Origin of the sequence: Nocardia sp. NPDC006982, assembly GCF_042869435.1 — a bacterium.
Classification (GTDB): Bacteria; Actinomycetota; Actinomycetes; order Mycobacteriales; family Mycobacteriaceae; genus Nocardia.
In genome coordinates this window covers 33,813-55,268 of sequence record NZ_JBIAFV010000017.1, presented here as the reverse complement: position 1 = coordinate 55,268, position 21,456 = coordinate 33,813, and the positions used below count along the sequence as shown (strand labels likewise).

Below are 21,456 nucleotides of genomic sequence, written 5' to 3'. Positions count from 1 at the left end.
AACGCGAACGGGAGGTTGACAAGCGCAGGTACGGTCACGCCGCCGCCCACTGCGAGCACCCGGATCTGCAAATGCCTGGCCTTCATCGTCACGGCCTTCTTGTCATACCAACCTTGGTACTGCTCCAAGCGATCCGTGATGTAGTCCTCTGGCGCTATCAGAGGCGGGCTCGGCTCATCAGAGCCGGACTGGCTGGAGCCTTCGGTGAGAGGCACGCCGCCCATTATCGACGACCGTCGTGACCGCACCCGGCGATCCAGAAACCCGAGCACCAGTTCGCAGCGCCCGCGCACCGGACGAAACCGTTGCGCTCGACCCGGTTTCGGGCAATGTGGTCTCGGAAAGCATTGCGGTTCCCAGCACCGGGAGGGCGTTCGCGAGGGTTGAAAGGCTACGCTGATTCGGCGAGTTTGCTTGCGAGACAGAATATCTCGCTTTGCGCGCGACTCGGTTCGAAGCTGGAGGGAGCCGAGCCGAGCTCGTCGGCGCTATAGTCCCCGCACACCTGTACGGAGAGGACACCCGATGGCTCTTTCACTGCCCGTGACGTACCTGGTAGGAAGCGCCAACGCGCCGACACGACAGATCGCGATGGAGAAATTCGGCACGATGTGGGAGTACCTACCGTCATTTCCGGAGGGTGACACGGCTTTTCCCGGTTGGATCATGCCGAGGCTGCGCAGTACCTTCGCGCTTCCTGGAATGCGGAAGGTGAAGGACGGAAACATCGAGTTGGCGTATCCAGGGATGCCTGGTTACGAGTACACCGGCGAGGGTGAGCTCGAGATTCCGCCGGTGCTGCTCGGGTATTTCGACCAAGCCGAGGCGGCCAAGCCGATTCTGGAGCGCATGATCGCGGAACGCGGCAGCAGCAAGAGCTATCAGGCGTGCATTGTCGATCCGTACGATCATGCGTACTTCGCCCTCGGGGAGGCCGGACTCGAGCAGCATTACGAGTCGTTTCGGAAACCGGCGTTGGAAGAGATCTTCGCTATTCACCGGCTGTTCGATGGCGATGTGGTGTTCCAGCTCGAGAGTCCCGGGCGCATGTTGACGATCGAGGTGATCGAGTCGGCGCAAGCGCGGGCCGCGAAAGCCGTTGAGCTGGCTTCGGATCTCGCCGCATTCGTGCGCCGGATGCCGGAGGGCGCCCGTGTCACGATCCATCTGTGCCGTGGCGACTGGGAGCACAGCACATGGCTGAAGCAGATCAACGGGTTCGAGCCGGTCGTGCTCTTGGTCAACGCCATCGTGGCGGCATGGCCCGAGGGTAGGACGCTGCAGGGCATTCACATTCCGCTGGCGGCGGCCGACGTACTGCCGTTCGCCGACGTGGACAACCCCGATATCTATCAGCCGCTGGAACAGCTGACCGCCGACGCGACTATCTACGCAGGCATCGTGCACGAGAAGGCGAGTGCGGACCATGTCCGCTTGGCCTTGACGCAAGCGCGGAAATATTACCCTCGTCCCTTCGGCGGGTTGAGCACATCGTGCGGTATGGCTCGGATGACCGAAGCGGAGATGGACCACGCATTGCGATTGCTGATCGAATTGATGGTCACGACGACCGGTTGATCGGCCCGGACCCCGCGACGGCCGCATCGTCGACCAGACCTCGATTCACGCGTGGGACGAATTGCCGAATAGCGCCCGTCAGTGCGACTCCGCGCGTCGCTGCTCCACGGCCGTGACGAAGCCGGGGTGTGCTGACACGATCAGATGGTCGGTCGTGTCCGTCAGCCAGACATCCGCGAAATAGCGGGACCTCGTCCAGGCGACCACGGCGACAGCCAACGCGATCGGAAAGCATCCGGGCAGTACCGCGAAGGTCAGCGGCAGATAGAGCTGCTCGACGCCGAGAAGCCGCGCGACCAAAAGTGCCGCGAAGGTCAGCGCGACTGTCAGCAACGCCAGCGAAGCAATTCGCCGGAACCGCCTGACCTCATACAAGCAGTAGTCGCAGGCCGGACATTCGAACGCTTCTTCAATTGCGGATCCGCGGTGCTGGTCATGATGACCCCGAGTGCCTTGGAAAGCTGGCGCGACACCGCGACATCGCCCGCGCGAGATCATGTATCGGCTCGGGCGAACTCATCTCATGCCCCCGGATGGTCGTAGGACTTCTGTGGCAGCGCAGGCAGATCGCCGGACTGCACCGTACCGATCGCCGCGTAGATGACCCCGGCTATCCCTTCCAAGCTGATATAGAGCGAGGACAGCTTCGAAACCAGCATATTGAATTCCGCAATTGCTTCGAGGGTCGTCAACGTAGCGGCCGCAACCAGCGCGGCAGTGGCGACAATGCCCACGCCTGTTGCCCCGGCGAGTTCCGCCGCAGCCCATTGGATGGCGGCAATGGCGCCGATATCCAGGAGAGTCTGCACTCCATCACCGATTGTCTTTGCGCCGTAATACGCCGCATTCGCAAAATTCTTTATCTCGTCGGCGATTTCGTTCAGGGGATCGACCTGGGCTGCGATTGCAGTCATAGAACCCCTCCTTCAGCGGTACTCCCACACCGCGCTTGGCATCGACAAACCCTCACACAGCAGCACATGGGCCGCAACCCGTCGATCGCGCGCCTCGGAAGCCCGCGTGTCGCGGTGTGTCAGGATTCCCCTCTCGCCGTTGAGGTTTCGCTGACATGAGAGACCTGAAAGAGTAGGTCAGGATTGCGGAGACGGAGGGATTTGAACCCCCGGTCGCTCTCGCGACGCTCGCTTTCAAGGCGAGTGCATTCGGCCGCTCTGCCACGTCTCCAGGCCAACGAGATTACCCGTTGCCGTACGCCGTCTGCCGACGGGTTAGTCGGAGTTGCCTATCTCGTGGTCGACGCGGGCGAAGACCTCGCCGACTATCTCGAGTTGTTCGGGACCGAGTAGGTCGATGAAGTTGCGGCGGACCGCCTCGACGTGACCGGGTGCGGCGGCCTCCAGCCGACGCATACCTTCCTCGGTGAGCTCGGCGAGTACGCCGCGGCCGTCCTCGAGGCAAGTATTGCGGCGGACCATTCGCTGGGTCTCCAGGCGGCGGATCTGATGGGTGAGCCGACTGCGCGAGGACAGCACGCCGTCGGCCAGTTCGCTCATGCGCAACGAACGATCGGGGGCCTCGGAGAGCAGGACGAGGATCCGATATTCGGCGAGGGTGAGATCGGAGTCGCGTTGTAGTTGACGGTTCAGTGCCGTCGCCAAGCGCTGGTTACCGTCCATGTATGCCCGCCAGGCACGCTGCTGCGACGACGAGAGCCATTTCGGCTCGACAGGCGCGTGACTGCTCGGTTCTGGAATCACGACTTCCATTCTATGCGCGCCTGAACTGCACAAACGCACAACCTAGCGGTCCAGCGAAAGACCTGGACACACGATTAATCAAATCCTGGATTATGGCCCGATGGCCGGGAGGGTCAACGGATTGTCGCGATCAAGGAACGGTCGAGCTCGGCTGGATTCGCGCATCCGGACAGGCCCATGACGGAGTCGAAGTCCGCGAGCAGGACGCGCAGCGCGTGCCGCACACCCGCTCGGCCCGCGATGCCCAGACCGTATGCCCATGGGCGGCCGTAGAGCACCGCCTTCGCACCGAGTGCCAGCGCTGTGAGCATGTCCGAACCGGTGCGGATGCCGGAGTCGAACAGGATGTCCGCGCGGTCGCCGATGGTGGCGACCACGGCGGGAAGCGCATCGAGTGCGGCGATGGCACCGTCGACTTGGCGGCCGCCGTGGTTGCTGACGACCACCGCATCAGCACCCGCGTCGACGACTTGACGGGCGTCGTCCGGATGCAGGATGCCCTTGACCGCGATCGGCAGATCGGTCCACTCGCGTAGGTGGGCGAGGTCGGCGGGGCGCAGGGCATGGTTGCCGAACAGTCCGCTCCAGGTGAGGATCGCGGCTCGCATCGCATCCTCGCTCTCCTCGGGTGGCGCGGAAAGCTTCGCGCGGAAGACCGGATCCGATAGATAGTTGGCAATGCCCTTGCCGTGCAGGAACGGCAGATGTGCGAGCTCGAGATCGCGGGGTCGCCAACCGAGGCTCGGGGTGTCGACCGTGACGACAATGACCGACGCACCCGCCCGTTCCGCGCGCTCGACGAAGGATCTGGCGAGTTCGTTATCGGCGGGCCAGTACAGCTGATACCACCAGCTGCCGGCTGCCGCGCCGACGTTCTCGATGGTGGACGAGGCCGCCGTCGAGAGCACGGTACCGACGCCGAGTTCCTTCGTGACCTCCGCGACGATCACCTCGCCGCCCTCGTGCAGCAGCTCCAGCACCCCGACCGGCGCGGTCAGCACCGGCGCGGCCAGTCGCGTCCCGAGCACCTCCACCGACAGATCGCGCGCACCCGGCCCCGAGGTGCCGCGCAGCATCCGCGGCACAATCCGGTGGCGGTCGAATGCGGACCGATTGGCCGACGCCGTCCGCTCCCCGGACGCACTCCCCGCGACATACGCGAAGGCTTCCTTGCTCAGCACCTCGCGTGCCCGGTCTTCCAAACCCGCAGCGGTCAACGGCAATTCGGGCACCGCGCCACCGAGTCCACCCAGGTAGATCTCGTTCTGGAAGTCGACAAAGCTGCTCACGCCGGGAACGCTAGTCCCCCGCCCCCATCCCCGCAGGCCGCTCGCCATATTGCTGCCGCCGACGCCGACCGTCCCGGCGGGACCGACGTCCGGCACTCGAGTGAGCCGCACACTCAGGCGCTGCCGGACTTCTGCTGCGTGCCCGTTCTCGGGCGGCGGTTCTGAGGTGTTGTTGCGCGCTGTGGAGTCATCAGGGCTGAACCTGGGCGCTGCCCGGTGGCGCCCGCGCGTGCGGCACTTGGGTGAGTCGCATACCCAGTACACGGTGTGTGTGCTCGCGAGGGCAGGATGGGGCGGTGCGCGCTATCAAGTTGAACGGGTTCGGGGGACCCGAGGTGATGGAGTGGGGCGAGGCGGCGGATCCGGCGCCGGGGCATGGGGAGGTGCTGATCGACGTTGCCGCGGCGGGGGTTAATCGCGCGGATCTGCTGCAGCGACGGGGGTTCTATCCGCCGCCGCCCGGGGCCAGTGAGGTCATGGGGTTGGAATGTTCAGGGGTCATCGCCGAAGTCGGTGATGGGGTTCGGGATTGGCATGTCGGCGATCGGGTTTGTGCGCTGCTGTCCGGCGGCGGGTATGCGGAAAAGGTCGTGGTTGCCGCGACGCAGGTGCTGCCGGTGCCCGACGGGCTCGACCTGGCTGCGGCGGCCGCGCTGCCCGAGGCGGCTGCGACGGTGTGGTCGAACCTCGCGATGACCGCCGGGCTGGACGCCGGGCAGTTGGTGCTGATCCATGGTGGCGGCAGCGGAATCGGTACGCACGCAATCCAAGTCGCGGTGAGCCAGGGCGCGCGCGTGGCGGTGACCGCGGGCTCGGCGGAGAAGCTGAAGCGGTGCCGCGAATTGGGCGCGAGCGTGCTGATCAACTACCGCGAGGACGATTTCGTCGCCGCGATCCGCGCCGAGAACGGTGCGGGCGGCCCCGGCGCCGACATCATTCTCGACATCATGGGCGCCGCCTACCTGTCCCGAAACGTCGAGGCGCTGGCGCCGCACGGCCGCCTCGTGGTGATCGGCATGCAGGGCGGGGTCACGGCCGAGCTGAATCTCGGTGCGCTGCTGTCCAAATGGGGCACCATCCACGCCAACAACGTCCGCAACCGCCCCACTACCGGTCCCGACAGCAAGGCCACCATCATCGCGGAACTTCGCCGCCACATTTGGCCCCTGATCGCAGACGGCACCATCGCCCCGGTCATCCACGCCGAACTCCCGATCACCGAAGCCCCCGAGGCCCACCGCCTCCTGGACTCGTCCGAAACCTTCGGCAAGGTGGTCCTGAACGTCCGCGACGCCTGAAACGATGCCTCGAGAGCAGCCGCAGCTCCGCTGAGCAACAGCTCTGCCATCAATCCACCGGTGCGACTTCGAGGTCTTGTCAAAGGATTTCGAGCGGAAACGGATCGTGAGCGAGAGGACCACCGGACCCATATCCCGGTGGGCGGCGCCGACGTGGGTGAAGCCGCCTGTGCAGCCGGACAGCGCGTAGTGCTCGATGGTCAACGCTCCGACCTTGTCGAAGGTGACGAGCCAGTAGTGCGGTCTGCCCGCGTCACCGTAGTCGCTCACCTTGTAGGCACGATCTCGGCGGACCGACCAGGTTGACAGCACTTCGGCGCCCAAAAGGATTCGCCCCCCTAATCTTCTGGTCCGTAGTTAACGACGGCGTCCGGTGTCGCACAACATGTGGGCACCTCGCAAAATCTCTACCTTGTGCGAGGTCGGCGATGGCTATGCGACGGCTCTGGGTTCCAGATACAACCGTTCATTGGGAAAGCGCGGATAGCCCCTGGCGTCACCTAGTTCCATTGTTACCGCATCGGCGTAGTGCCGTGCTTGATGTTCCTGCACGAAAGTCAGTGCCGCGGTGAGGCATGCGACGAAGTCGAATCGTGCAGGAATACGCTCAGATGCACATCCTTTCGCCCGATTTCGGAGATGCCTTCGCGTTCATGGCTTCTCGCGGTCTACGACGCTGATCGGCAGGACAACGGTTGCGTCATCTTCGGTCGTGTCGTCGTAGTCGGTGCACCAACCGGCTTCATCTACCTCGGTGACCCCGTTGAGGGTGTGGCAGAGCTTGACGCTGTCGATCGGTGCGAGCCTCGATTTCTCCGGCGTGTGCTCATGAAATACCTGGAGCAACGCGGCCACCGCTGCTGCTATCTCCGTCTTTGGCTGTCGTTCAACTTCATTCATGGAGCATGACTCCGATGGCGTTGAGCGCGTGGTCAGCACGGTCGTCGACGACCCGTATACCGGCCAAGGGGCACGGTCGCGGATTCGGCATGATCGGCGAGCGATCCGCTATTCGGCCATCGACAACGGGCACCATGCCCGCACGGAATCGCGAAGGACACGCCATCTGAGCCAACTCTCCGGTAGTGGTCCTGAACAGCGCCGCGCCGCACATCGACACCCTGATCCATGGCCCACACGTGCCCTCAGGCATCGGCCGGCTCCGCTGCATCGGCTGACCTGAGCAAGCGCGGATCGCGTCGACAACGACTGAACCGAGGGCCGGAAGGTGCATCGTGCATATAGGGGGTGTCCACACCAGGCGTCCTGCCCACAATCCCGTTTGAGCCGCACAGCAGAACGTGACCGTTGAGCGGCTCGGCTCTGCCTGCGGAAGTGCTCACGAATTGGGCTGTGTCAGGCCAGAATTGACTGATGACTGCGCTCGCGTTGACGGCGGATCGGCGGGACGAACTGGCGGCGTTGCTCGGTGATGAGGAGCGGCTTCGCGGCGAGTACCCGAAGATAGCGGCGTACTTGGATACCGCGCCCACGCTGTCGGGGACGGGGGAGGATCGGGCCGACGCCGCGTTCGATTTGCGGTTCGTGCACTACATGACCGGTGGCCGGTCGGTCAGTGCTAATCCGTACTGGGAGATCGTTGCGCCGTCGGTGTACGAGCACGAAGGCCGTCGCGTGGTGAACGGCGGTCGAGCGAAGGGCAGTGCGCGTCTGGGGTTCGCCCAGACAATCTTGCAGGCCGTCTACGCATACGCCATCCCGTCTCCGGAGACGGTTGAGTGGGTGGCTCAGTTCTGCGATGGCCGCAAGGTAGTCGAACTGGGCGCCGGGCGCGGGTATTGGGCGGCCCAGCTGACCGAGGCGGGAGTGGGCGTCGACGCGTACGACTCAGAACCGCCGGACAAGACGGAGAATGTGTCGTTTCTCGGTGCGGCCGGTCAGTCGGACGTGTGGCATGGAGTCGGGGATCTCGATGCGTTCGCGGCGCGTCACGACGGCGGCACGGACGATGTGCTGTTCCTCTGCTGGCCGCCCGGCTGGGGCAACACGATGGCGTCCGACGCGCTTGCCGCATTCGAGGCTGCAGGTGGCGAACGGCTGGTCTACATCGGAGAGCCGAAAGGCGGAAAGACCGGGGATGACGCGTTCTTCGATGGGCTCGCCGCGCGCTGGGAACTGAAATCCGAGGATGCGCAGTTCGTTTCGTGGTGGAACCTGGCGGACCGTGCACAAGGTTGGGTCCGTCGCTGATATCTGCCCGCAGCTGCATGATCTCCGGAATTCCTGCGCCACGCTGTTATTCACGATGGGCGTGGACGCGGTGCCAGTGAGGCACGCGCTGGATTGACCGTCTGCGGCCCGTTGGCATTGGTGTTGTCGAGTGCCGAGTCGGCGGCGCAAGATTGTGCGATGGCTGACTGGGGCACGTACTCGTCCTGGTCGCTGCGGGCATCTCGGCTGGCGCGCTTGGCATCTCAGCATGGCGAGACTGGTGGCATCGTCCACTCGCGGACTGGTCGGTGAGTGGACGGATGGTCTCGGTAGCTCAAATGCCTTCTTTGTCTCGGTCGGTTCGACCAGACGATCCGTACTACGTGTTCGGGATGGCATCAGTCGTCAACTTCGGGGATGGGGACGCACATCGGGTTTCCGTCAACATGTGTGATCGTCCGGGCGCCTACGAGCACGCACCCAGTCTGAAAAGCCACCCCCGATCCCACGCCGACAGCGGAGTTCCGACGAATCGCTGCTGAAGAGACTGGAAGCCTCGCGCAAGCGCAACTGCGAACTCGCCGCCGAAAACCACGACCTTCGCCGACAGCTGTCCCGAGCCCTCGGACAACCACTTGAAGGGGGCTCTGGCGGGGCGGTCCCGTGACAGCGTCGGCGTGAGAAGGACCAGGACTCCGCGAAGCTGACCCCCGCGGCAAAGTAACGCGCGAGTAGGCGTGAGCTGGAAACGACATGGACAAGCCGACGCCCCCAGTCGTCGGCACGGGTTGGAGTGGTTATCGCCCTCAGGTGGTGATGACAGCGGCGACGGCTTCGATGGCGCGCTTGGGTGTGCGTCGCAGGATCGTGGCGAGGTCGTTGGTCGGGGTGCTGGTCCAACCTGCGCGGAATGCGCGGTACACGCCGAGCAGGGTGTCGACCACCGCGGAGGGGATGCCTTGCGCGATGAGGTTGGAGGCGAACTCGTCGTCGGTGATGGATTGATACTCGATCGGCTTCCCGGTGGTCGTAGCGGCGAGCCCAGCCAGATCGGTCCAATCGATACTGTCGGCGGCGGTAAGCGTGTAGAGCTTGCCTCGATGCTCGTCCGAGGCAAGCACCCGCGCAGCAGCCTCGGCAAGGTCGTCGATGTGGGCCGGCGCGGTGCGCGCCTGACCGGCCGGGGCCGCGAGTGTCCCGCTCGCCATCGCGGTCGTCACATCGCGGCCGACGGTTTGCGCCAGGCCGTAGGTGGTGCGCAGGGTTGTCGCGTCCGCCGACAAGCTCCGCAGCAGTGCCTCCGACTCGGCGAAGTCGGACATGCTCGGCAACAGCTCCGGGTCCGGCCAGCTCGTGTAAACGATGCGCCCGATGCCCGCCTCGACCGCGGCCCGGATCGCAGCGGCGTGCTGGCCCGCACGACGCTCGGCCTGCGTGCCGTAATTGGTGCCGTTGATCAACACCGCCGTCACGCCCTGGAATGCCGTGGCCAGCGACGTCGGGTCGTCGAAATCGACCCGACGCACCTGGACCCCGGTCGCGGCGACGGAACCGGGGTCGCGAGTGCCTGCAATGACGTCGGCCTCGGGCACCAGTCGACGGAGATGGTCGAGAACAGGTCGGCCGAAAAGTTCACCATTGGCACCAGTGACAAGAAACATGCGAGCTCCTGTTAATCTCGTGAACAATACCGGGTCATGCGACCCGGTTAGACTATACGGGTCACGTGACCCGTTTGCCAAGGATCGGATTCTGCCGGTGAACGACCACCCCCTGCGCGCCGACGCGCGCGACAACCGCGCCAAGATCCTCGCGGCGGCGCGGTCGGCTTTCGAAACCCTCGGCCCGCAGGCCAACCTGCGCGAGATCGCGCGCCGCGCGGGCGTCGCACAAGGAACGGTGCACCGTCACTTCCCGACAAAACAGGCGCTGTTCTCGGCGATCATCACCGAACGGCTGCAGGAGCTGACTCGGCTGGCGAGACAGCTGCGCACCGCCCACAATGCCGGCGATGCATTCATCACGTTTCTCACCGCGACCGTCGAGCAAGCACGCCACAATCGATCGTTGGCGTCGGTGTTCGACCAAGCCGGCGGCGAGGAAATGCAGACCGCCGGACGTGAGATGAACGCCGAACTCTCGGCCCTACTCGACCAGGCCCAAATCGAGGGCACGATCCGCGACGACATCGATTTCGCCGATGTCCACGCGATCGCCTCCGCTGTCCTTGCCATGGACACGCACCCGGCAACCCGCCCTGCGGACCGCGCAAAACGCATCGCCATCGTGCTCGATGGCCTACGTCCGCCCGACCGCCGAGCATGATCGTGACCGGCACGCTTCAGGATCTCAGCTCGTTATCTCGTAGGTTAGTTTCACGACCTTCGAGAAGGTCTTCACGGCTGTGAGCTTCAGTTTGGCGTCTTGACCTTCTTGGAAGTACTGCTTGCCGCGTCCCAGCAGTAGGGGGTAGATGGTGAGGTCTATCACGTCTATCAGCCGCTCCCGCAGCAGCGTCTCCCCGAACAGGCCGTGGCCCAGGATCAGCAGGTTCCCCCCGTCCTGTTGCTTGAGCCCGGTCACCTCGGCGACGACATCGCCTCGAACAATGGTCGGATTGCCCCAGTCGGCTTTTTCCAGGGTGGAGCTGAATACGTATTTCGGGATTGCGTTGAGCCGGTCGGCCCACATCGGCTTGTGGTTCCCGCTGCCGTAGAGCTTGGCGAACGCCTCGTAGGTGTGGCGGCCGAACAGGATCGCGTCGCATGCGGTCAGCAAGCCCAAGCCGTCGCGCAGGTATGCCTCGTCCTGGTATTCGCCGACACCCATACCCACCGGGTCTTCGTAGACGCCGTCTGCCGAAACCAGGACGTATTCGATCACTTTCCGTGTAGCGCCGGCCTGCGTGGTGGAACCTTCCGGTGTGCCGGATTCCCTGTCGGTAGTCATGCCGCACGACCGGCCGGTGCCGCGCCCGCGTCGAACTCCACCGCAGTGCCGACCTCGACTCCGCCGCCCTCGGCCAACGCCGGGCAGCTCTCGGCAATCGTCACCGCCACATCGAGATTCGTGGCTTCCACGACCGAATAGCCGCTTGGCGAGCTGCCCGCCCCGCAGTCGCCTACGGCAGCTGCTCCGTGTGTGGGGAGGCCGTGATCGATGACATGGTCTCCCAGGCCGCCGAACCAGGCAAGCCACGCCGACAGTGTTTCGGGTTTGCCAGGCGTGAATTCTGGGGGCATCCGGTAGGTGAACACGAACTTGGCCATTATCGGCTCCTTCGATCTTGTCTGGACGGTTCGGGTGCACTACGGAGTGCGCCGTCAACTGTTCAGATCCCACCGTTGGGCAGAACTAGGCGGTGCACAGCACACCTTGTTCGGCGGCAGGTGCTATTGCGCCGGGCCAACACGCGCATTCGGGCGCTTATGCAGGGAGTGTGCGGGGGAGGCCGAATCGGGCCAGGATGCTGTTGTCGAATCGGGTCAAGGCGGTGATGCGGTCGGCGGCGAGGGTGAGGACCATCAGACCTGTGGAGTGCCAGGCGTGGGTGTTGGGGTCGAGGAGGTAGACGCCGAAGGCGGGTTGGCCGTTGGCTCGCGTCGCGACCAGACGGTAGCTGGGGGCTTGGGCGAAAACGGCGGCCTGGAAGCGGGTGACCGCCTCGCGCCCGAGGTATTCGACAGGCAGCGGTGGCATCGTCAGGCGGACGTCGTCGGCGAGTAATGCGACGACGCCGTCGACGTCGCAGGATTCGAAGGCCCGGGTGAGGCGGTCGATGAGCCGGCGCTCGGCTGGTGAGTCGGGCGGCGGGGGTGGTTGCTGTGCGCCGAGCCGGGGTGCCCGCTGCTGCATGGCGCCGCGGGCGCGTTTAAGGGCGCTGGTGACCGATTCCTCTGTGGTGTCGAGGAATTCGGCGACATCGGCGGCACGGTAGCCGAGCACGTCGCGCAGAATCAGCACGGCCCGCTGACGTGGCGGCAGCAGCTGGACCGCGGTCACGAAGGCAAGCGATATCGCCTGTTTGGACTCGTAGCGTGTTTCGGGGCCGGGAGCGGGGTCGCCGAGGCCCTCGAGCAGGACGTCGGGATACGGCTCGAGCCACACCACCTCGCCGTGGGCGGACGGCTCGGGCAGATCGAACCTGGCCGAGCCTTCACCGGGAATCACCATTCGAGGCCTCCTGCCGGCAGACCTCAATATTTTGAGGCAGCGGTTCGTCGCGACGCGGTAGAGCCAGGTCCGGACCGAGGACCGCGCCTCGAACGCGCCGAGTCCCTTCCAGGCGTCGAGCAACGTCTCCTGCAGGGCGTCTTCGGCGTCGTGCATCGAACCGAGGAACCGATAGCAATGCACCATCAGCTCCCGCCGGAAGGGCTCGACGAGCTCGCGGAACGCCTCGGCGTCACCGGCCCGGCACCTGGCGATCAACTCTGCTGTCACCGCATCGTCCTCGTTTCGAGTCGGCCGAGCGCCCACTGCGGCGCGGCGATCGGCGACCGATTCGCCTCCGGTTGCCGGGCCTCAGTCGCGGCCTGCCCAGACGAGGGTATCGGCCAGCTCTTCGGGTCGGCTGAACATCACGTAGTGCGAGCCCGGAATCTGCAGGATCCGGGCAAGTGGACCCAATCGCTGGGCGAACCGCGGGAAGCAGGCGTATTCGCCGGGCGGCAGCGCGAAGTCGCTGATCGGATTCACGTAACTGGCTTGCAGTCCGCCGGAAGCAACCAGCTCGTGAAACCTTTCGAGGTTGAGTTTGTCCGTGAAATATCTGACCGGAAGGGGCGACATCTGGGCGTAGATCGCTGTCGCGGCAGCGGAATCCATGTCGTTGCAGGCACGTTCGCGGACCACCGGGAACGGCAGGATGAAACCCTGAGCCGGATCGGTCATGTCGAAGAAGGCGGCGTCTGCCGGTGGGAATTCGTCGGCCAGCGCGTGCCCGGCAGCGGGGACGAACGCGCTCACGAATACCAACCGCTTGATCCGCGACGGCCCCTGTTCGGCGGCTTGGGCGATGTAGGCGCCTGCGATCGAGTGGCCGACCAGTACAACGTCGGACAGGTCGTGCTCGTGAAGGTACGCGGTCAGGGAGGCGACGGCGTCGGCGTGTGCCAGCGTCATCGGATCGCCCGGACCGTGCCCGGCCAGGGTCGGGGTGTGCACGGTGTGGCCGTTGCCGCGTAGCTCGCCGGCAGTCTGCTCCCATATCGCGCCGGTCTGGAATGCTCCATGAACCAGCACGAACGTCAAAGATGCGGGGGTCATACGAAACTCCTGTCGGTTGGTGACTGCGGCGCGCGTGGCCGGATGACTCGTCACCAGATACAGATCCCCTGCGTCGGCAAAACTGGGCGGCCTGCGCCGCGAAATCGGGCGGATAGTGCGTCACGAACGTGGAGAGGAGCTGGCAGTGTAGGAGGAGCTTCTTGAAGCGGTGCTGCGTGAGAGATGGAGGATTCTCGGCCCTCCAGTGTCGCCCTGCATGGGGGAGGCGCTAAAGCACCCTCTGCTGCGTTAGCTGAAGACTGTCGTGGTGAGCGATGAGGGAAAAGGCGTCCGTTGGAGGCGTCAGGTGGGGATCAGGAAGGCGTTGCGCTGAAAGCCCTTGCGGGGGTTCGCTGTTGAAGCGTCGAAATGTTTAGGACGACATCGAAACCTGGGTTTTATCCGACCTTGGGATGAGTCTGGCGGGGACCTGCTTACTGGCCAGATGGTGTCCGGCGTGAAGGCGGCGCGAGCCTGATCTGCTGCTCTTGCGTGCTGCAAGCTGGTCGAGGGCTACGGGATCCCACTGGGGCGAGTCAGTGAGGGCTTCATACCCTGCTTTGTGGCGGTCGACCGGGGACGGCCCGGCGACCTCCCCACCGCCGGGCGCCTTGGTAATACAGCCGTCCACCGCGATATCGTCGAGGACCAGGCCGACGATGTGGTCGTAGCTGTCCAGAGCGATCGCCTTCAGCCGGGCGGAGACCCCGGCGACGAGCCATTCGTCGGGGCGGTTGCGGATCGTGGTCGCCGAGCAGGACGCATCAGCGATGGCCGCGTAGGAACAGCCGAAGCGCAGCACCTGGATCAGCTTGTCGAACACAATCCGGTCGTCGATACGGCGCCGGTGGCAACCCAGCAGATGCCCGGGATGGTAGAGGGGACGCTCAGGCAACAGTGCGGCGAACTGGTCCCACAAGGGTGGACGATGAGCCATGATGGCAGGGCGGGCACGGACCCTCCAGTGATCAAGAGACGTAAGCACTTTCATGATTGCTGGGACCGTGCAAGCCCACACTCATACCCGGATATCAACACCCAATCTGCGCGACCTCTAAGTAAACGGTATTGATGCTAGCCTTGGGCTAAGTAGACAGTTCACACTGCCGGTGTGCTGGACCTATGCTTCACGCTAGCATTCTCGAAGACACACTGGGCCCGCGTCGACACCTCTGGACTACGCGGAAAAATGGCCGAAACACTCCAAGGTTTGCGCTATGGGTGATCACGTTCAAGTCCTCGTCGATGTCGACGCCACATCTGCCGACGCGTCGGCATTGGCCGACCGAGCTCTGGACTGGCTGGTTCGGGAGGGCATCGTCCTGGCGGAACGCAACGACGGCGATCGCTGGGCGCGGCGTGACTACCCACCGGGGGCGCACTGGGCGAAAGCAGTCGATGAACTGGACGACGACTGCAATCCCGAGTACGGTCCGACGATTGAAATCGGCCGTACGATGTTCCACGGGTATCAGAACGACGTGGGAGATGCGACCTGCCCGTTGTGCGCTCGCCGGACGGACTTCATCACCGAGGACTGGGACTACATCGAAGGAGCCAAGGAACCGTTCGATCTGGCGATAGAGACCTGGCGGGAAACCGGGTTGGCGACAGTCACCTGCGGCTACTGCGACCTGGCCTCCGACGTACAGGCGTGGACCTGGAGCGACGGCTCGATGGCGCTGGGCTATCTCGGCTTCGAATTCTGGAACTGGCCCGATTTCACAAGCCGATTTGTGGACGAATTCGCCGGCGCGCTCGGTGGGCACCGCATAGCCCGTGTCTGGGGGAAGCTGTGATCCGCGCCCGTGGCTCGCACCGTGTTCGGTCATTGGTACCGGCCAGTCGCACACCGATTCGACGACCGTGCAAACCTCCGCTGATCGTTGCGCCGAGGGACGATCCGCACCGGGATCTCTCGTAGCTGTTGTTCCGGTTGCAACCCAATGCGTTTGCGGTATCCGGACACGGGTGCACTTCGCTGATTCCCCTGCTCATCACCCGGGGGTGGCAGACCACGAGGGTCTTGCGCCGCCGTTTCGCCATGATCCGCATCCACGGGTGCTGATCGGGCTGCACTGCCTTGCCGAGTTCAGCGAGGCTGCGAATGTGGTGAACCTCAACGGTTCCCGCGTGCTCGCCGACCTCGCATCTGTCCTTGCGGAGCCGACGGATGAGCTCGGTTCCGCGTGGGCGCGACGCCCGGCCAGGCTTGCGGTTGATGAGGACCGCGTGGACTTGCCGTCTCAACGGTATTCCGCCGAACCGTACGCCTTGATCGTGTTCGGCGACCGCTCGATATCGGTCAGATACGCCAGATACCGCTCGACCGGTGCCACCGGCCGCGAAACCGGGGACAGCACACGCACCACATGCGTCGCTCCTCCAAAGCAATCCGCGAGATGAACGGGCTGTAGGTAACCACGTCCACCACGCGAATCCCAGGAGCCGAAACCCTCGTGCTCAACATCAACCACACAGCCCTGGCGGCTCTAGATAACGAACGTTATCGAGACAGTTCAAATGAGGCTGTGGGCGACGAGTCGGGCGTCCAGTTCGCGCCGCGCGACGGAATCGCGTGGTTACTTATCGTCGAGTTGCAGGATCATGCTGCGTATGGTCGCGTAGCGGACCAAGTTGTTGGTGACGTCTTCGGCTGTCTGCTTGCCGATGTCTGAGCCGAATGCGGCGCCGAGGGCGTCGATATCGTCCCAGTCGAGCATGGCGACGAGGTAGTAGGGTTCGCCGATCACCGGGGTGGTGTTGTGGCTGGTGGTGTATCTCCGCAGCCCGGGTAGTTGCTTGGCCAGGGGAATGTGGACCTCACGGTAGTGGCGTTCGAATGCCTCGATGTCGGAGGGCATGTCATACATCACGATGAATCGTGCAGTCTGTTTGGTGGTCTGGTGGGCTTCTGCTGGTGTGCTCACGGGTTCAACTCCTCTGGTCGTGGCAGGACCGTCCGCAGTGTGTTCGGTCGTCTCGGTAAACCGACGAATGGCGGACGATGGTATCGACAACGGTCGTGGGATCGGTTCTGTTCAGTCGATGCGGCGCAGCACGATCATCGGAATCTGCCGGGTGGTGGCCTTCTGATACTCCGATGCTGCCGGGTTGAGCTGGGCCATCTCCCCGAACAACCGGTCCCGTTCGCCACCTTCGGTATCGATTGCCTGGACCCGGAACGATTCGGGCCCTACCCGCACTTCGGCGGTCCCTGCCGCCATCAGGTTGTGGTACCACGCCGGATTGATCGGGGCACCGGACTTGGATGCCATCACGACGTAGTCGTGACCGTCGGGCAGGTAGGTGAGCGGCGTTGTCCGGACCCGGCCGGTCTTCGCACCGACGGTGGTGAGCAGCAGCACCGGCACGTGTTCGAACAGTCCCGTCAATCGGCCGTCGTTGGTCAGGTACTGCGCGATCAGCAGCCGATTGAACTTCTCCATGGCGAGCGGGTCGGTGCGTGCCAAGTGCGGGGAAATGTTGGGAAGTGTGTCGCTGGACATGGGAATCGCTCCTGCCGTCATCGGGATCTGTCACTGTCCCGACGTCCGGTGACCGCGCCGATCGACACCACGGCGACACAAATATTGGCGGACCTGTCGAATCGGGCCGTTGTTGTGCGTCGAGTTGTCGGACGGCCCGAACAGCGGGCTGGACAACGCAAATGAAGGAGAACAGCCGTGACCTCTACCCGATCGAACGACGAAGCTGCTATCAGAGCCGTCTTGGAAGGTGTCTACCAGGCATGGGACGCCGGCGACGCCGACGCTTTCGTGGCCGAGTACACCGAGGACGCGACCGCGATCCTTCCTGGTTCCTACCAGCGCAGCAGGGAAGAAATCCGGCAGACCATGGCCGGTGGGTTCGCCTCGTTCCTGAAGGGCTCGAGCACCAGGGACAATATCCACAGCATCCGGCTGCTGGGCAGCGACACCGCCGTGGTTGTCAGCGAAACTGGGATCCTGTTCCCGGGTGAGACCGAGGCGCCCCCGGAGCGGGTCTCCAACGCAACCTGGGTTCTGGTGAAACGCGACGACAAGTGGCTGCTCTCGGCCTATCACAACAGCCCGGCCAACGCCGATCCACGAGGATGACGTGGCAGTTGTCGGCCGCGACGCGCGACTGGTCGCTGGCATGTTGGACTGGGACGACGTGGCCGCGCTTGAAGGGCCGGACACGTGCGACGCTCAGAGTTAGATGACGGTTCCCGGGTTTTGTTGGCGGCGGGAGAGTCGGGGGCCGCCCGCGGATTGCTGCCTGACCTTGGGGTCGCGGATGAGCGACAAGAACTCCCACCCCCGCCACCATCCGCACCTACGTGCTGCGCTACTACGTGCACCATCAGCAATGCCACAAACGGATATTCGGCAAAACCCGCCAGCACTACACCTACTACACCCGCCAGCCACAACTCGACCGCGTCGGCAACCCAGAGTCCTACGCCGACCACCCCCCCGGACGGTGTACGTGCGCGAAGACGCGCTACTGGATTGCGTACAAACCTTTTTCAACGAGCGCGTGTTCGGTCCCGACCGCGCTGTGCTGCTACGCCACCGACCAATTACGCGACCACGACTCCAGCGACCGCGACGACATCGAAGGGCGGATCGCCGCCATCGAGAAGACGGTCGCCGAGATCACCCGCCGTCAGAACAACCTCCTGGACGAGCGCGAATCCCGCAGCTTCTCCAGCGGTGACGAGATCGCTGACGCCTGGGCCGAACGACTGCGTCACCGGTTCGCCGAACTCGAACACGAACGCCGAACCAAGAACACCGCTTTGGAGGCACTGCGCGAACAGGCCGCCCGACGACAACCGAACGAGCCCGACCTGATGGGCGGCCGTAGGCGACCTGCCCCAGATGCGGCTGCGCCGCCGGACTGCATCCCTTCGTCGGCGGCGGAGCCTATGCCGAGCTGTTGGACGGGCGGACCACCACCGACCCCGACGGCGGGCTGGTCGTGTTCTCGCTGCGAGAACTGCCCGAGGAGCTGAAGACGATCGGCACCCTGCTGGTGCTGGATGCGACCTGGCGGCGAGTGTCGAGTCCGGCCGATCGGCGGCCCCGGATGATCACGGTCGACGAGGCGTGGCTGCTCATGCGCCAACCCGCCGGAGCGCAGTTCCTGTTCCGGGCCGCGAAGAGTTTCCGCAAACACTGGGCCGGACTCACCGTCGCCACCCAGGACTGCGCCGACGTGCTCTCCACCGAGTTGGGACGCGCGATCGTGTCCAACGCCGCCACCCAGATCCTGCTGCGCCAAGCCCCCCAGGCCATCGACGAGGTCGCCGCCGCGTTCCACCTCTCCGACGGCGAACAACACTTTCTGCTGTCGGCCCCGCGCGGTAGCGGTCTGCTCGCGGTCGGGGGCACCGACCGCGCCGTCTTCGCCTCGCTGGCCTCACTCACCGAAAACGCTGTGATCACCACCGATCCCAGCGAACTCGCCACCACCGGCGATGACGGCGACACCGATATCGACATCGACGCGCTGGCACCGCTGCCTCCACTCACCGACCCCGGCGACGCCGGGACCGCTACCGCAGACCTCGATGACGACCTCGATGTCGACAGCGGGCAAGAGGTATTCCTCGACGGGCGGACGGCATGAGCTCGGATTTGCCACATCCGCGTCGAGCACAGCCCCAGACCACCCCACCGCGACGGCTGCACTCGGTACCCGACCTGGCCCCCGTATTCGTGGAATGGCTGCAAGGACTGCCACCCGGCTGGGTCAGCGACCTTCCCCCCTCGCACGTCGCGCAACTACTCGCCTTCGGCAACGGTGTCGAACCCGAGCAGGCCACCTTCGTGGTTGCGCTGCTGCTGACCGATCGCACCCACGTACACACCAGTGTGTTCGAGCAAGGCACGGCCGCGTGGCCAAACCTCCCCCGACAGGCAGCCCCGTCCCGGTGCGCCGTCACACGACCATCTCCTTCCGGATGCCGACGCGCGGCGCGTCGCCGATCGCGGGGACCAGATTCCATGCACCCCGGTGGTGGGTTACACGCACACCCGACGCCGGGACCGGATCAGGTATCGCGCCGCCGGGAATGCGCGTCTGCCGCCATTTTGCGGCGTGGCCGGATTCCCATGTGCCCGACCGGGAATCGGCGGCGCGACGGCCCGATACGAGTCGTGCCGAATATCCCGCAGGCACGCCGCACGTGCGGGCAATCCCGGGGGTTCGCTTGACGACGGCGGGTGTAGGGAGCGTTCATGGACCCGCATTCGGGCACGGCGGAAACGGCATCGACACACGGGAAGGGGACGAAATGACCTATACGGCAGAAGAACTCGACCTCTCGAAGCGTTCGTGGAAGTCGCTGTTGTCGCGTCGGAGTGCGACCGCGCCGGGGGCATGGGCTGCTTGGCCCCGCGACGCCGCAGTTCCCAAGGCGGACATCGAGATTCGTATCGCAGAAGGGGCACGAGGGCGAGATGCTGGCTGATCTGCAAGCACAGGGGCAATAGGAGGTTACTGAATGGCAACTGGGCCAGGGCAATTCCGCCAATCGGCGGGAAGAAGGAGCCTAACGCAACCCTATTTCGATGGGAACGGTAATGCCGCTGGTAGCGGCGGGGAGGTGTATCGGACTGCGTATGCAGGCCCCACGTCGACCGCCGACCTGCAGGATCCGACCCGGTATGGCGGTGTGAGTTCGCCCGATTCTGGCAGTGGCAAACGGTGGCTCACTCGTGAAGAGGCAGGTGAATACATGGGTGTTCACCCCGCACCCTTGCGAACTGGGCCGCCAAGGGGCAAGGCCCCCGCTACTCGAAGCCATCCGGCAACTCGTGCATGTATCGGCTCACAGACCTGGACGCCTACCTCGAGGCCCGCATGGTGCATACCGAAGAGCAGCCCGAAGCAGCGTGAGCAAACCCCGAAGGAAGGAGAACCGCAGTGCCAAGACCAGCCACTGAACTCGGCAGCTACGGCGACATAGGCACCAAAGAGCAGAAAGACGGAAGTTGGAGGGCTTGGGCCACGTTCCGAGACTACGACGGCAAGGGCCGCCTCGTAGATGCATCCGGAACAACGGAGAACAAAGCCAAGACGGCGCTTCGGAAGAAGCTCACGGCCCGTCAGAAGCAGTACAAGGGCCGCACCCGCGGCAAGGTCACCCGGGATACCCGCCTCACTGTCCTGATGGACATGTGGCTTGACGAGGTGGAACGAGACGAAGGCGTAGGCCAGCAGTCGTACGACCGATATAAGGCTGAGATAGATGCGAGCGATGACAACCGCGCTCAAAAGAATGCAGTCAAGCTGCGTCCCGCCATCGGCAACCTTCGTGTGTGGGAAGCGGATACAGGCCGACTCGATGAACACATCCAGTCGATCGTTGCTGCCGGACTGAAGTCGAAGGCACGACTGCACAAGGTCATCCTGACCGGGATCATGGGGGTCGCCGTCCGATACGGCGCCCTCCAGGAGAACCCCGTACGTGACACCTCCCGCATGCGCAGACGCACGACCAAGCCCCAGATCATCGAACGGGAACGCTTGGACGGCTTGCGTTCTCAGCTTCAGGAGTGGCTGGCAGGGAACAAGATTCCGGGAACTGCCGCGTATACGCACGGCCCGAAGCGTGATCGGGTCGTGGTCGACGTAGCCGACTTGATCCTCGGCTCTGGAGTGCGCCCGGGAGAAGCGTTGGCGGCTTGCTGGGATCAGTTCGATCTCGAGGCGGAACCGGCGACATTCACCGTGTCGGCGACTGTCGTCAGGCTCACCAGGAAGGGGCTTTTCCTGCAGGAATGGGGCGAAGTCCGATGCTGGGTACCGCGTCGTTGCCCTTCCCGAGTTCACGACCCGCATGTTGAAGCGGTTGCGAGCCGACCCGGTGCACGGGCGGATGTGTCAGGTAAAGGCGCTTCGCGAAGAGGGGGGCAGTGCGGTGGAGGTTGAGGACAAGATTCCGCTCTTTTCCCGGCCGGGGCGGAGTGCTCCGTGATCCGCACAACTTCAACCGGACATGGCGGGACGCACGAGGCACTCTGTACAAGGATGTAACCCAGTACACATTCCGGAAGACAGTCGCAACCCTGATCGCTGAGGCGTCGGATTCGAAGACGGCCGCGAAGCAGTTGGGGCATTCTCGTGAGGGCGTCACGG

Annotated in this window: 24 protein-coding genes, 1 tRNA gene and 1 pseudogene; 10 read left to right on the top strand and 16 right to left on the bottom strand. The window is 64.4% G+C overall.

The window, feature by feature from the left end; translation table 11 throughout:
- Positions 1-525: 525 nt before the first annotated feature.
- Positions 526-1,578, top strand: coding sequence for a hypothetical protein (locus tag ACFYOW_RS40330; protein WP_387295768.1), 1,053 nt, complete (start codon positions 526-528; stop codon positions 1,576-1,578).
- Between the two features lie 78 nt (positions 1,579-1,656).
- Here ACFYOW_RS40330 and ACFYOW_RS40325 read toward each other — a convergent pair whose 3' ends face one another.
- The 5 genes from ACFYOW_RS40325 to ACFYOW_RS40305 form a co-directional block, all read right to left on the bottom strand.
- Entirely contained in the window at positions 1,657-1,911 is a 255-nt protein-coding gene (locus tag ACFYOW_RS40325; protein ID WP_387295766.1) for a hypothetical protein, read from the bottom strand.
- Between the two features lie 188 nt (positions 1,912-2,099).
- Positions 2,100-2,492, bottom strand: a complete 393-nt coding sequence (locus ACFYOW_RS40320) for a hypothetical protein (RefSeq protein ID WP_387295764.1) — start codon at positions 2,490-2,492, stop codon at positions 2,100-2,102.
- Between the two features lie 186 nt (positions 2,493-2,678).
- A tRNA-Ser gene (locus tag ACFYOW_RS40315) sits at positions 2,679-2,763 on the bottom strand.
- Positions 2,764-2,807: 44 nt separating this feature from the next.
- On the bottom strand, positions 2,808-3,215 hold the full coding sequence (locus ACFYOW_RS40310) for a MarR family winged helix-turn-helix transcriptional regulator (RefSeq protein WP_306306451.1): 408 nt from the start codon (positions 3,213-3,215) through the stop codon (positions 2,808-2,810).
- Between the two features lie 194 nt (positions 3,216-3,409).
- Entirely contained in the window at positions 3,410-4,585 is a 1,176-nt protein-coding gene (locus tag ACFYOW_RS40305) for a lactate 2-monooxygenase (protein WP_387295762.1), read from the bottom strand.
- A 296-nt stretch (positions 4,586-4,881) separates the two neighbouring features.
- Between ACFYOW_RS40305 and ACFYOW_RS40300 the strand changes: the two genes are divergently transcribed.
- Positions 4,882-5,883 carry an NAD(P)H-quinone oxidoreductase gene (locus tag ACFYOW_RS40300; RefSeq protein ID WP_387295760.1) on the top strand — a complete coding sequence of 334 codons (1,002 nt, stop codon included), beginning with the start codon at positions 4,882-4,884 and terminating at the stop codon, positions 5,881-5,883.
- 651 nt (positions 5,884-6,534) lie between these two features.
- On the opposite strand, the gene ACFYOW_RS40295 is transcribed toward ACFYOW_RS40300, so the two are convergent.
- Positions 6,535-6,783 (bottom strand): hypothetical protein, encoded by a 249-nt coding sequence (locus ACFYOW_RS40295; protein WP_387295758.1) that lies wholly within the window; start codon positions 6,781-6,783, stop codon positions 6,535-6,537.
- Positions 6,784-7,257: 474 nt separating this feature from the next.
- Here ACFYOW_RS40295 and ACFYOW_RS40290 point away from each other — a divergent pair, with 474 nt between their 5' ends.
- Positions 7,258-8,094, top strand: a complete 837-nt coding sequence (locus ACFYOW_RS40290) for a hypothetical protein (RefSeq protein WP_387295756.1) — start codon at positions 7,258-7,260, stop codon at positions 8,092-8,094.
- Between the two features lie 767 nt (positions 8,095-8,861).
- On the opposite strand, the gene ACFYOW_RS40285 is transcribed toward ACFYOW_RS40290, so the two are convergent.
- Positions 8,862-9,716, bottom strand: a complete 855-nt coding sequence (locus ACFYOW_RS40285) for an NmrA family NAD(P)-binding protein (RefSeq protein WP_387295754.1) — start codon at positions 9,714-9,716, stop codon at positions 8,862-8,864.
- 97 nt (positions 9,717-9,813) lie between these two features.
- On the opposite strand from ACFYOW_RS40285, the gene ACFYOW_RS40280 reads away from it, so the two are divergent.
- Positions 9,814-10,380 (top strand): TetR/AcrR family transcriptional regulator, encoded by a 567-nt coding sequence (locus ACFYOW_RS40280; RefSeq protein ID WP_387295752.1) that lies wholly within the window; start codon positions 9,814-9,816, stop codon positions 10,378-10,380.
- A gap of 24 nt (positions 10,381-10,404) precedes the next feature.
- On the opposite strand, the gene ACFYOW_RS40275 is transcribed toward ACFYOW_RS40280, so the two are convergent.
- The 5 genes and pseudogenes from ACFYOW_RS40275 to ACFYOW_RS40255 all read right to left on the bottom strand — a co-directional run.
- The gene (locus tag ACFYOW_RS40275) at positions 10,405-11,004 is read right to left on the bottom strand and encodes a dihydrofolate reductase family protein (RefSeq protein WP_387295750.1); all 600 of its coding nucleotides are present in this window, start codon (positions 11,002-11,004) and stop codon (positions 10,405-10,407) included.
- The gene (locus tag ACFYOW_RS40270) at positions 11,001-11,324 is read right to left on the bottom strand and encodes a hypothetical protein (protein WP_387295749.1); all 324 of its coding nucleotides are present in this window, start codon (positions 11,322-11,324) and stop codon (positions 11,001-11,003) included. Before ACFYOW_RS40270 ends, ACFYOW_RS40275 begins: the two co-directional genes overlap by 4 nt.
- A 157-nt stretch (positions 11,325-11,481) precedes the next feature.
- Positions 11,482-12,498 carry a sigma-70 family RNA polymerase sigma factor gene (locus ACFYOW_RS40265; RefSeq protein ID WP_387295747.1) on the bottom strand — a complete coding sequence of 339 codons (1,017 nt, stop codon included), beginning with the start codon at positions 12,496-12,498 and terminating at the stop codon, positions 11,482-11,484.
- Between the two features lie 81 nt (positions 12,499-12,579).
- Positions 12,580-13,323 (bottom strand): alpha/beta fold hydrolase, encoded by a 744-nt coding sequence (locus ACFYOW_RS40260; RefSeq protein WP_387295745.1) that lies wholly within the window; start codon positions 13,321-13,323, stop codon positions 12,580-12,582.
- A 553-nt stretch (positions 13,324-13,876) separates the two neighbouring features.
- Positions 13,877-14,277 (bottom strand): annotated as a pseudogene (locus tag ACFYOW_RS40255) (transposase); the annotation flags it as partial.
- 263 nt (positions 14,278-14,540) lie between these two features.
- On the opposite strand from ACFYOW_RS40255, the gene ACFYOW_RS40250 reads away from it, so the two are divergent.
- The gene (locus tag ACFYOW_RS40250; RefSeq protein ID WP_387295743.1) at positions 14,541-15,122 is read left to right on the top strand and encodes a hypothetical protein; all 582 of its coding nucleotides are present in this window, start codon (positions 14,541-14,543) and stop codon (positions 15,120-15,122) included.
- Here ACFYOW_RS40250 and ACFYOW_RS40245 read toward each other — a convergent pair.
- The 4 genes from ACFYOW_RS40245 to ACFYOW_RS40230 form a co-directional block, all read right to left on the bottom strand.
- Positions 15,046-15,573, bottom strand: coding sequence for a hypothetical protein (locus ACFYOW_RS40245; protein WP_387295741.1), 528 nt, complete (start codon positions 15,571-15,573; stop codon positions 15,046-15,048). The genes ACFYOW_RS40250 and ACFYOW_RS40245 overlap by 77 nt on opposite strands.
- Positions 15,570-15,692, bottom strand: coding sequence for a hypothetical protein (locus tag ACFYOW_RS40240; RefSeq protein ID WP_387295956.1), 123 nt, complete (start codon positions 15,690-15,692; stop codon positions 15,570-15,572). The genes ACFYOW_RS40245 and ACFYOW_RS40240 overlap by 4 nt, the downstream gene beginning before the upstream one ends.
- 213 nt (positions 15,693-15,905) lie before the next feature.
- The gene (locus tag ACFYOW_RS40235; RefSeq protein ID WP_387295739.1) at positions 15,906-16,253 is read right to left on the bottom strand and encodes an EthD family reductase; all 348 of its coding nucleotides are present in this window, start codon (positions 16,251-16,253) and stop codon (positions 15,906-15,908) included.
- A 111-nt stretch (positions 16,254-16,364) separates the two neighbouring features.
- Positions 16,365-16,832 carry a nitroreductase family deazaflavin-dependent oxidoreductase gene (locus ACFYOW_RS40230; RefSeq protein ID WP_387295737.1) on the bottom strand — a complete coding sequence of 156 codons (468 nt, stop codon included), beginning with the start codon at positions 16,830-16,832 and terminating at the stop codon, positions 16,365-16,367.
- A 177-nt stretch (positions 16,833-17,009) separates the two neighbouring features.
- Between ACFYOW_RS40230 and ACFYOW_RS40225 the strand changes: the two genes are divergently transcribed.
- The 5 genes from ACFYOW_RS40225 (at position 17,010) to ACFYOW_RS40205 (ending at position 21,249) form a co-directional block, all read left to right on the top strand.
- Positions 17,010-17,423 (top strand): SgcJ/EcaC family oxidoreductase, encoded by a 414-nt coding sequence (locus tag ACFYOW_RS40225; protein WP_387295735.1) that lies wholly within the window; start codon positions 17,010-17,012, stop codon positions 17,421-17,423.
- Between the two features lie 224 nt (positions 17,424-17,647).
- Positions 17,648-18,325 carry a hypothetical protein gene (locus ACFYOW_RS40220; protein WP_387295733.1) on the top strand — a complete coding sequence of 226 codons (678 nt, stop codon included), beginning with the start codon at positions 17,648-17,650 and terminating at the stop codon, positions 18,323-18,325.
- Positions 18,250-18,942, top strand: coding sequence for a hypothetical protein (locus ACFYOW_RS40215; protein WP_387295731.1), 693 nt, complete (start codon positions 18,250-18,252; stop codon positions 18,940-18,942). Before ACFYOW_RS40220 ends, ACFYOW_RS40215 begins: the two co-directional genes overlap by 76 nt.
- A gap of 1,107 nt (positions 18,943-20,049) precedes the next feature.
- A complete protein-coding gene (locus tag ACFYOW_RS40210; protein WP_387295930.1) occupies positions 20,050-20,214 on the top strand; it encodes a helix-turn-helix transcriptional regulator in 165 nt (54 codons plus the stop codon).
- 27 nt (positions 20,215-20,241) lie between these two features.
- A complete protein-coding gene (locus ACFYOW_RS40205; protein WP_387295729.1) occupies positions 20,242-21,249 on the top strand; it encodes a hypothetical protein in 1,008 nt (335 codons plus the stop codon).
- Positions 21,250-21,456: the final 207 nt, after the last annotated feature.

What these genes read in the sequence shown, in the direction of transcription:
- ACFYOW_RS40330 (WP_387295768.1), top strand. Translation starts at nt 526, where the DNA reads ATGGCTCTTTCACTGCCCGTGACGTACCTGGTAGGAAGCGCCAACGCG.
- ACFYOW_RS40320 (WP_387295764.1), bottom strand. Translation starts at nt 2,492, where the DNA reads ATGACTGCAATCGCAGCCCAGGTCGATCCCCTGAACGAAATCGCCGAC.
- ACFYOW_RS40310 (WP_306306451.1), bottom strand. Translation starts at nt 3,215, where the DNA reads ATGGACGGTAACCAGCGCTTGGCGACGGCACTGAACCGTCAACTACAA.
- ACFYOW_RS40295 (WP_387295758.1), bottom strand. Translation starts at nt 6,783, where the DNA reads ATGAATGAAGTTGAACGACAGCCAAAGACGGAGATAGCAGCAGCGGTG.
- ACFYOW_RS40290 (WP_387295756.1), top strand. Translation starts at nt 7,258, where the DNA reads ATGACTGCGCTCGCGTTGACGGCGGATCGGCGGGACGAACTGGCGGCG.
- ACFYOW_RS40285 (WP_387295754.1), bottom strand. Translation starts at nt 9,716, where the DNA reads ATGTTTCTTGTCACTGGTGCCAATGGTGAACTTTTCGGCCGACCTGTT.
- ACFYOW_RS40275 (WP_387295750.1), bottom strand. Translation starts at nt 11,004, where the DNA reads ATGACTACCGACAGGGAATCCGGCACACCGGAAGGTTCCACCACGCAG.
- ACFYOW_RS40270 (WP_387295749.1), bottom strand. Translation starts at nt 11,324, where the DNA reads ATGGCCAAGTTCGTGTTCACCTACCGGATGCCCCCAGAATTCACGCCT.
- ACFYOW_RS40260 (WP_387295745.1), bottom strand. Translation starts at nt 13,323, where the DNA reads ATGACCCCCGCATCTTTGACGTTCGTGCTGGTTCATGGAGCATTCCAG.
- ACFYOW_RS40250 (WP_387295743.1), top strand. Translation starts at nt 14,541, where the DNA reads ATGGGTGATCACGTTCAAGTCCTCGTCGATGTCGACGCCACATCTGCC.
- ACFYOW_RS40230 (WP_387295737.1), bottom strand. Translation starts at nt 16,832, where the DNA reads ATGTCCAGCGACACACTTCCCAACATTTCCCCGCACTTGGCACGCACC.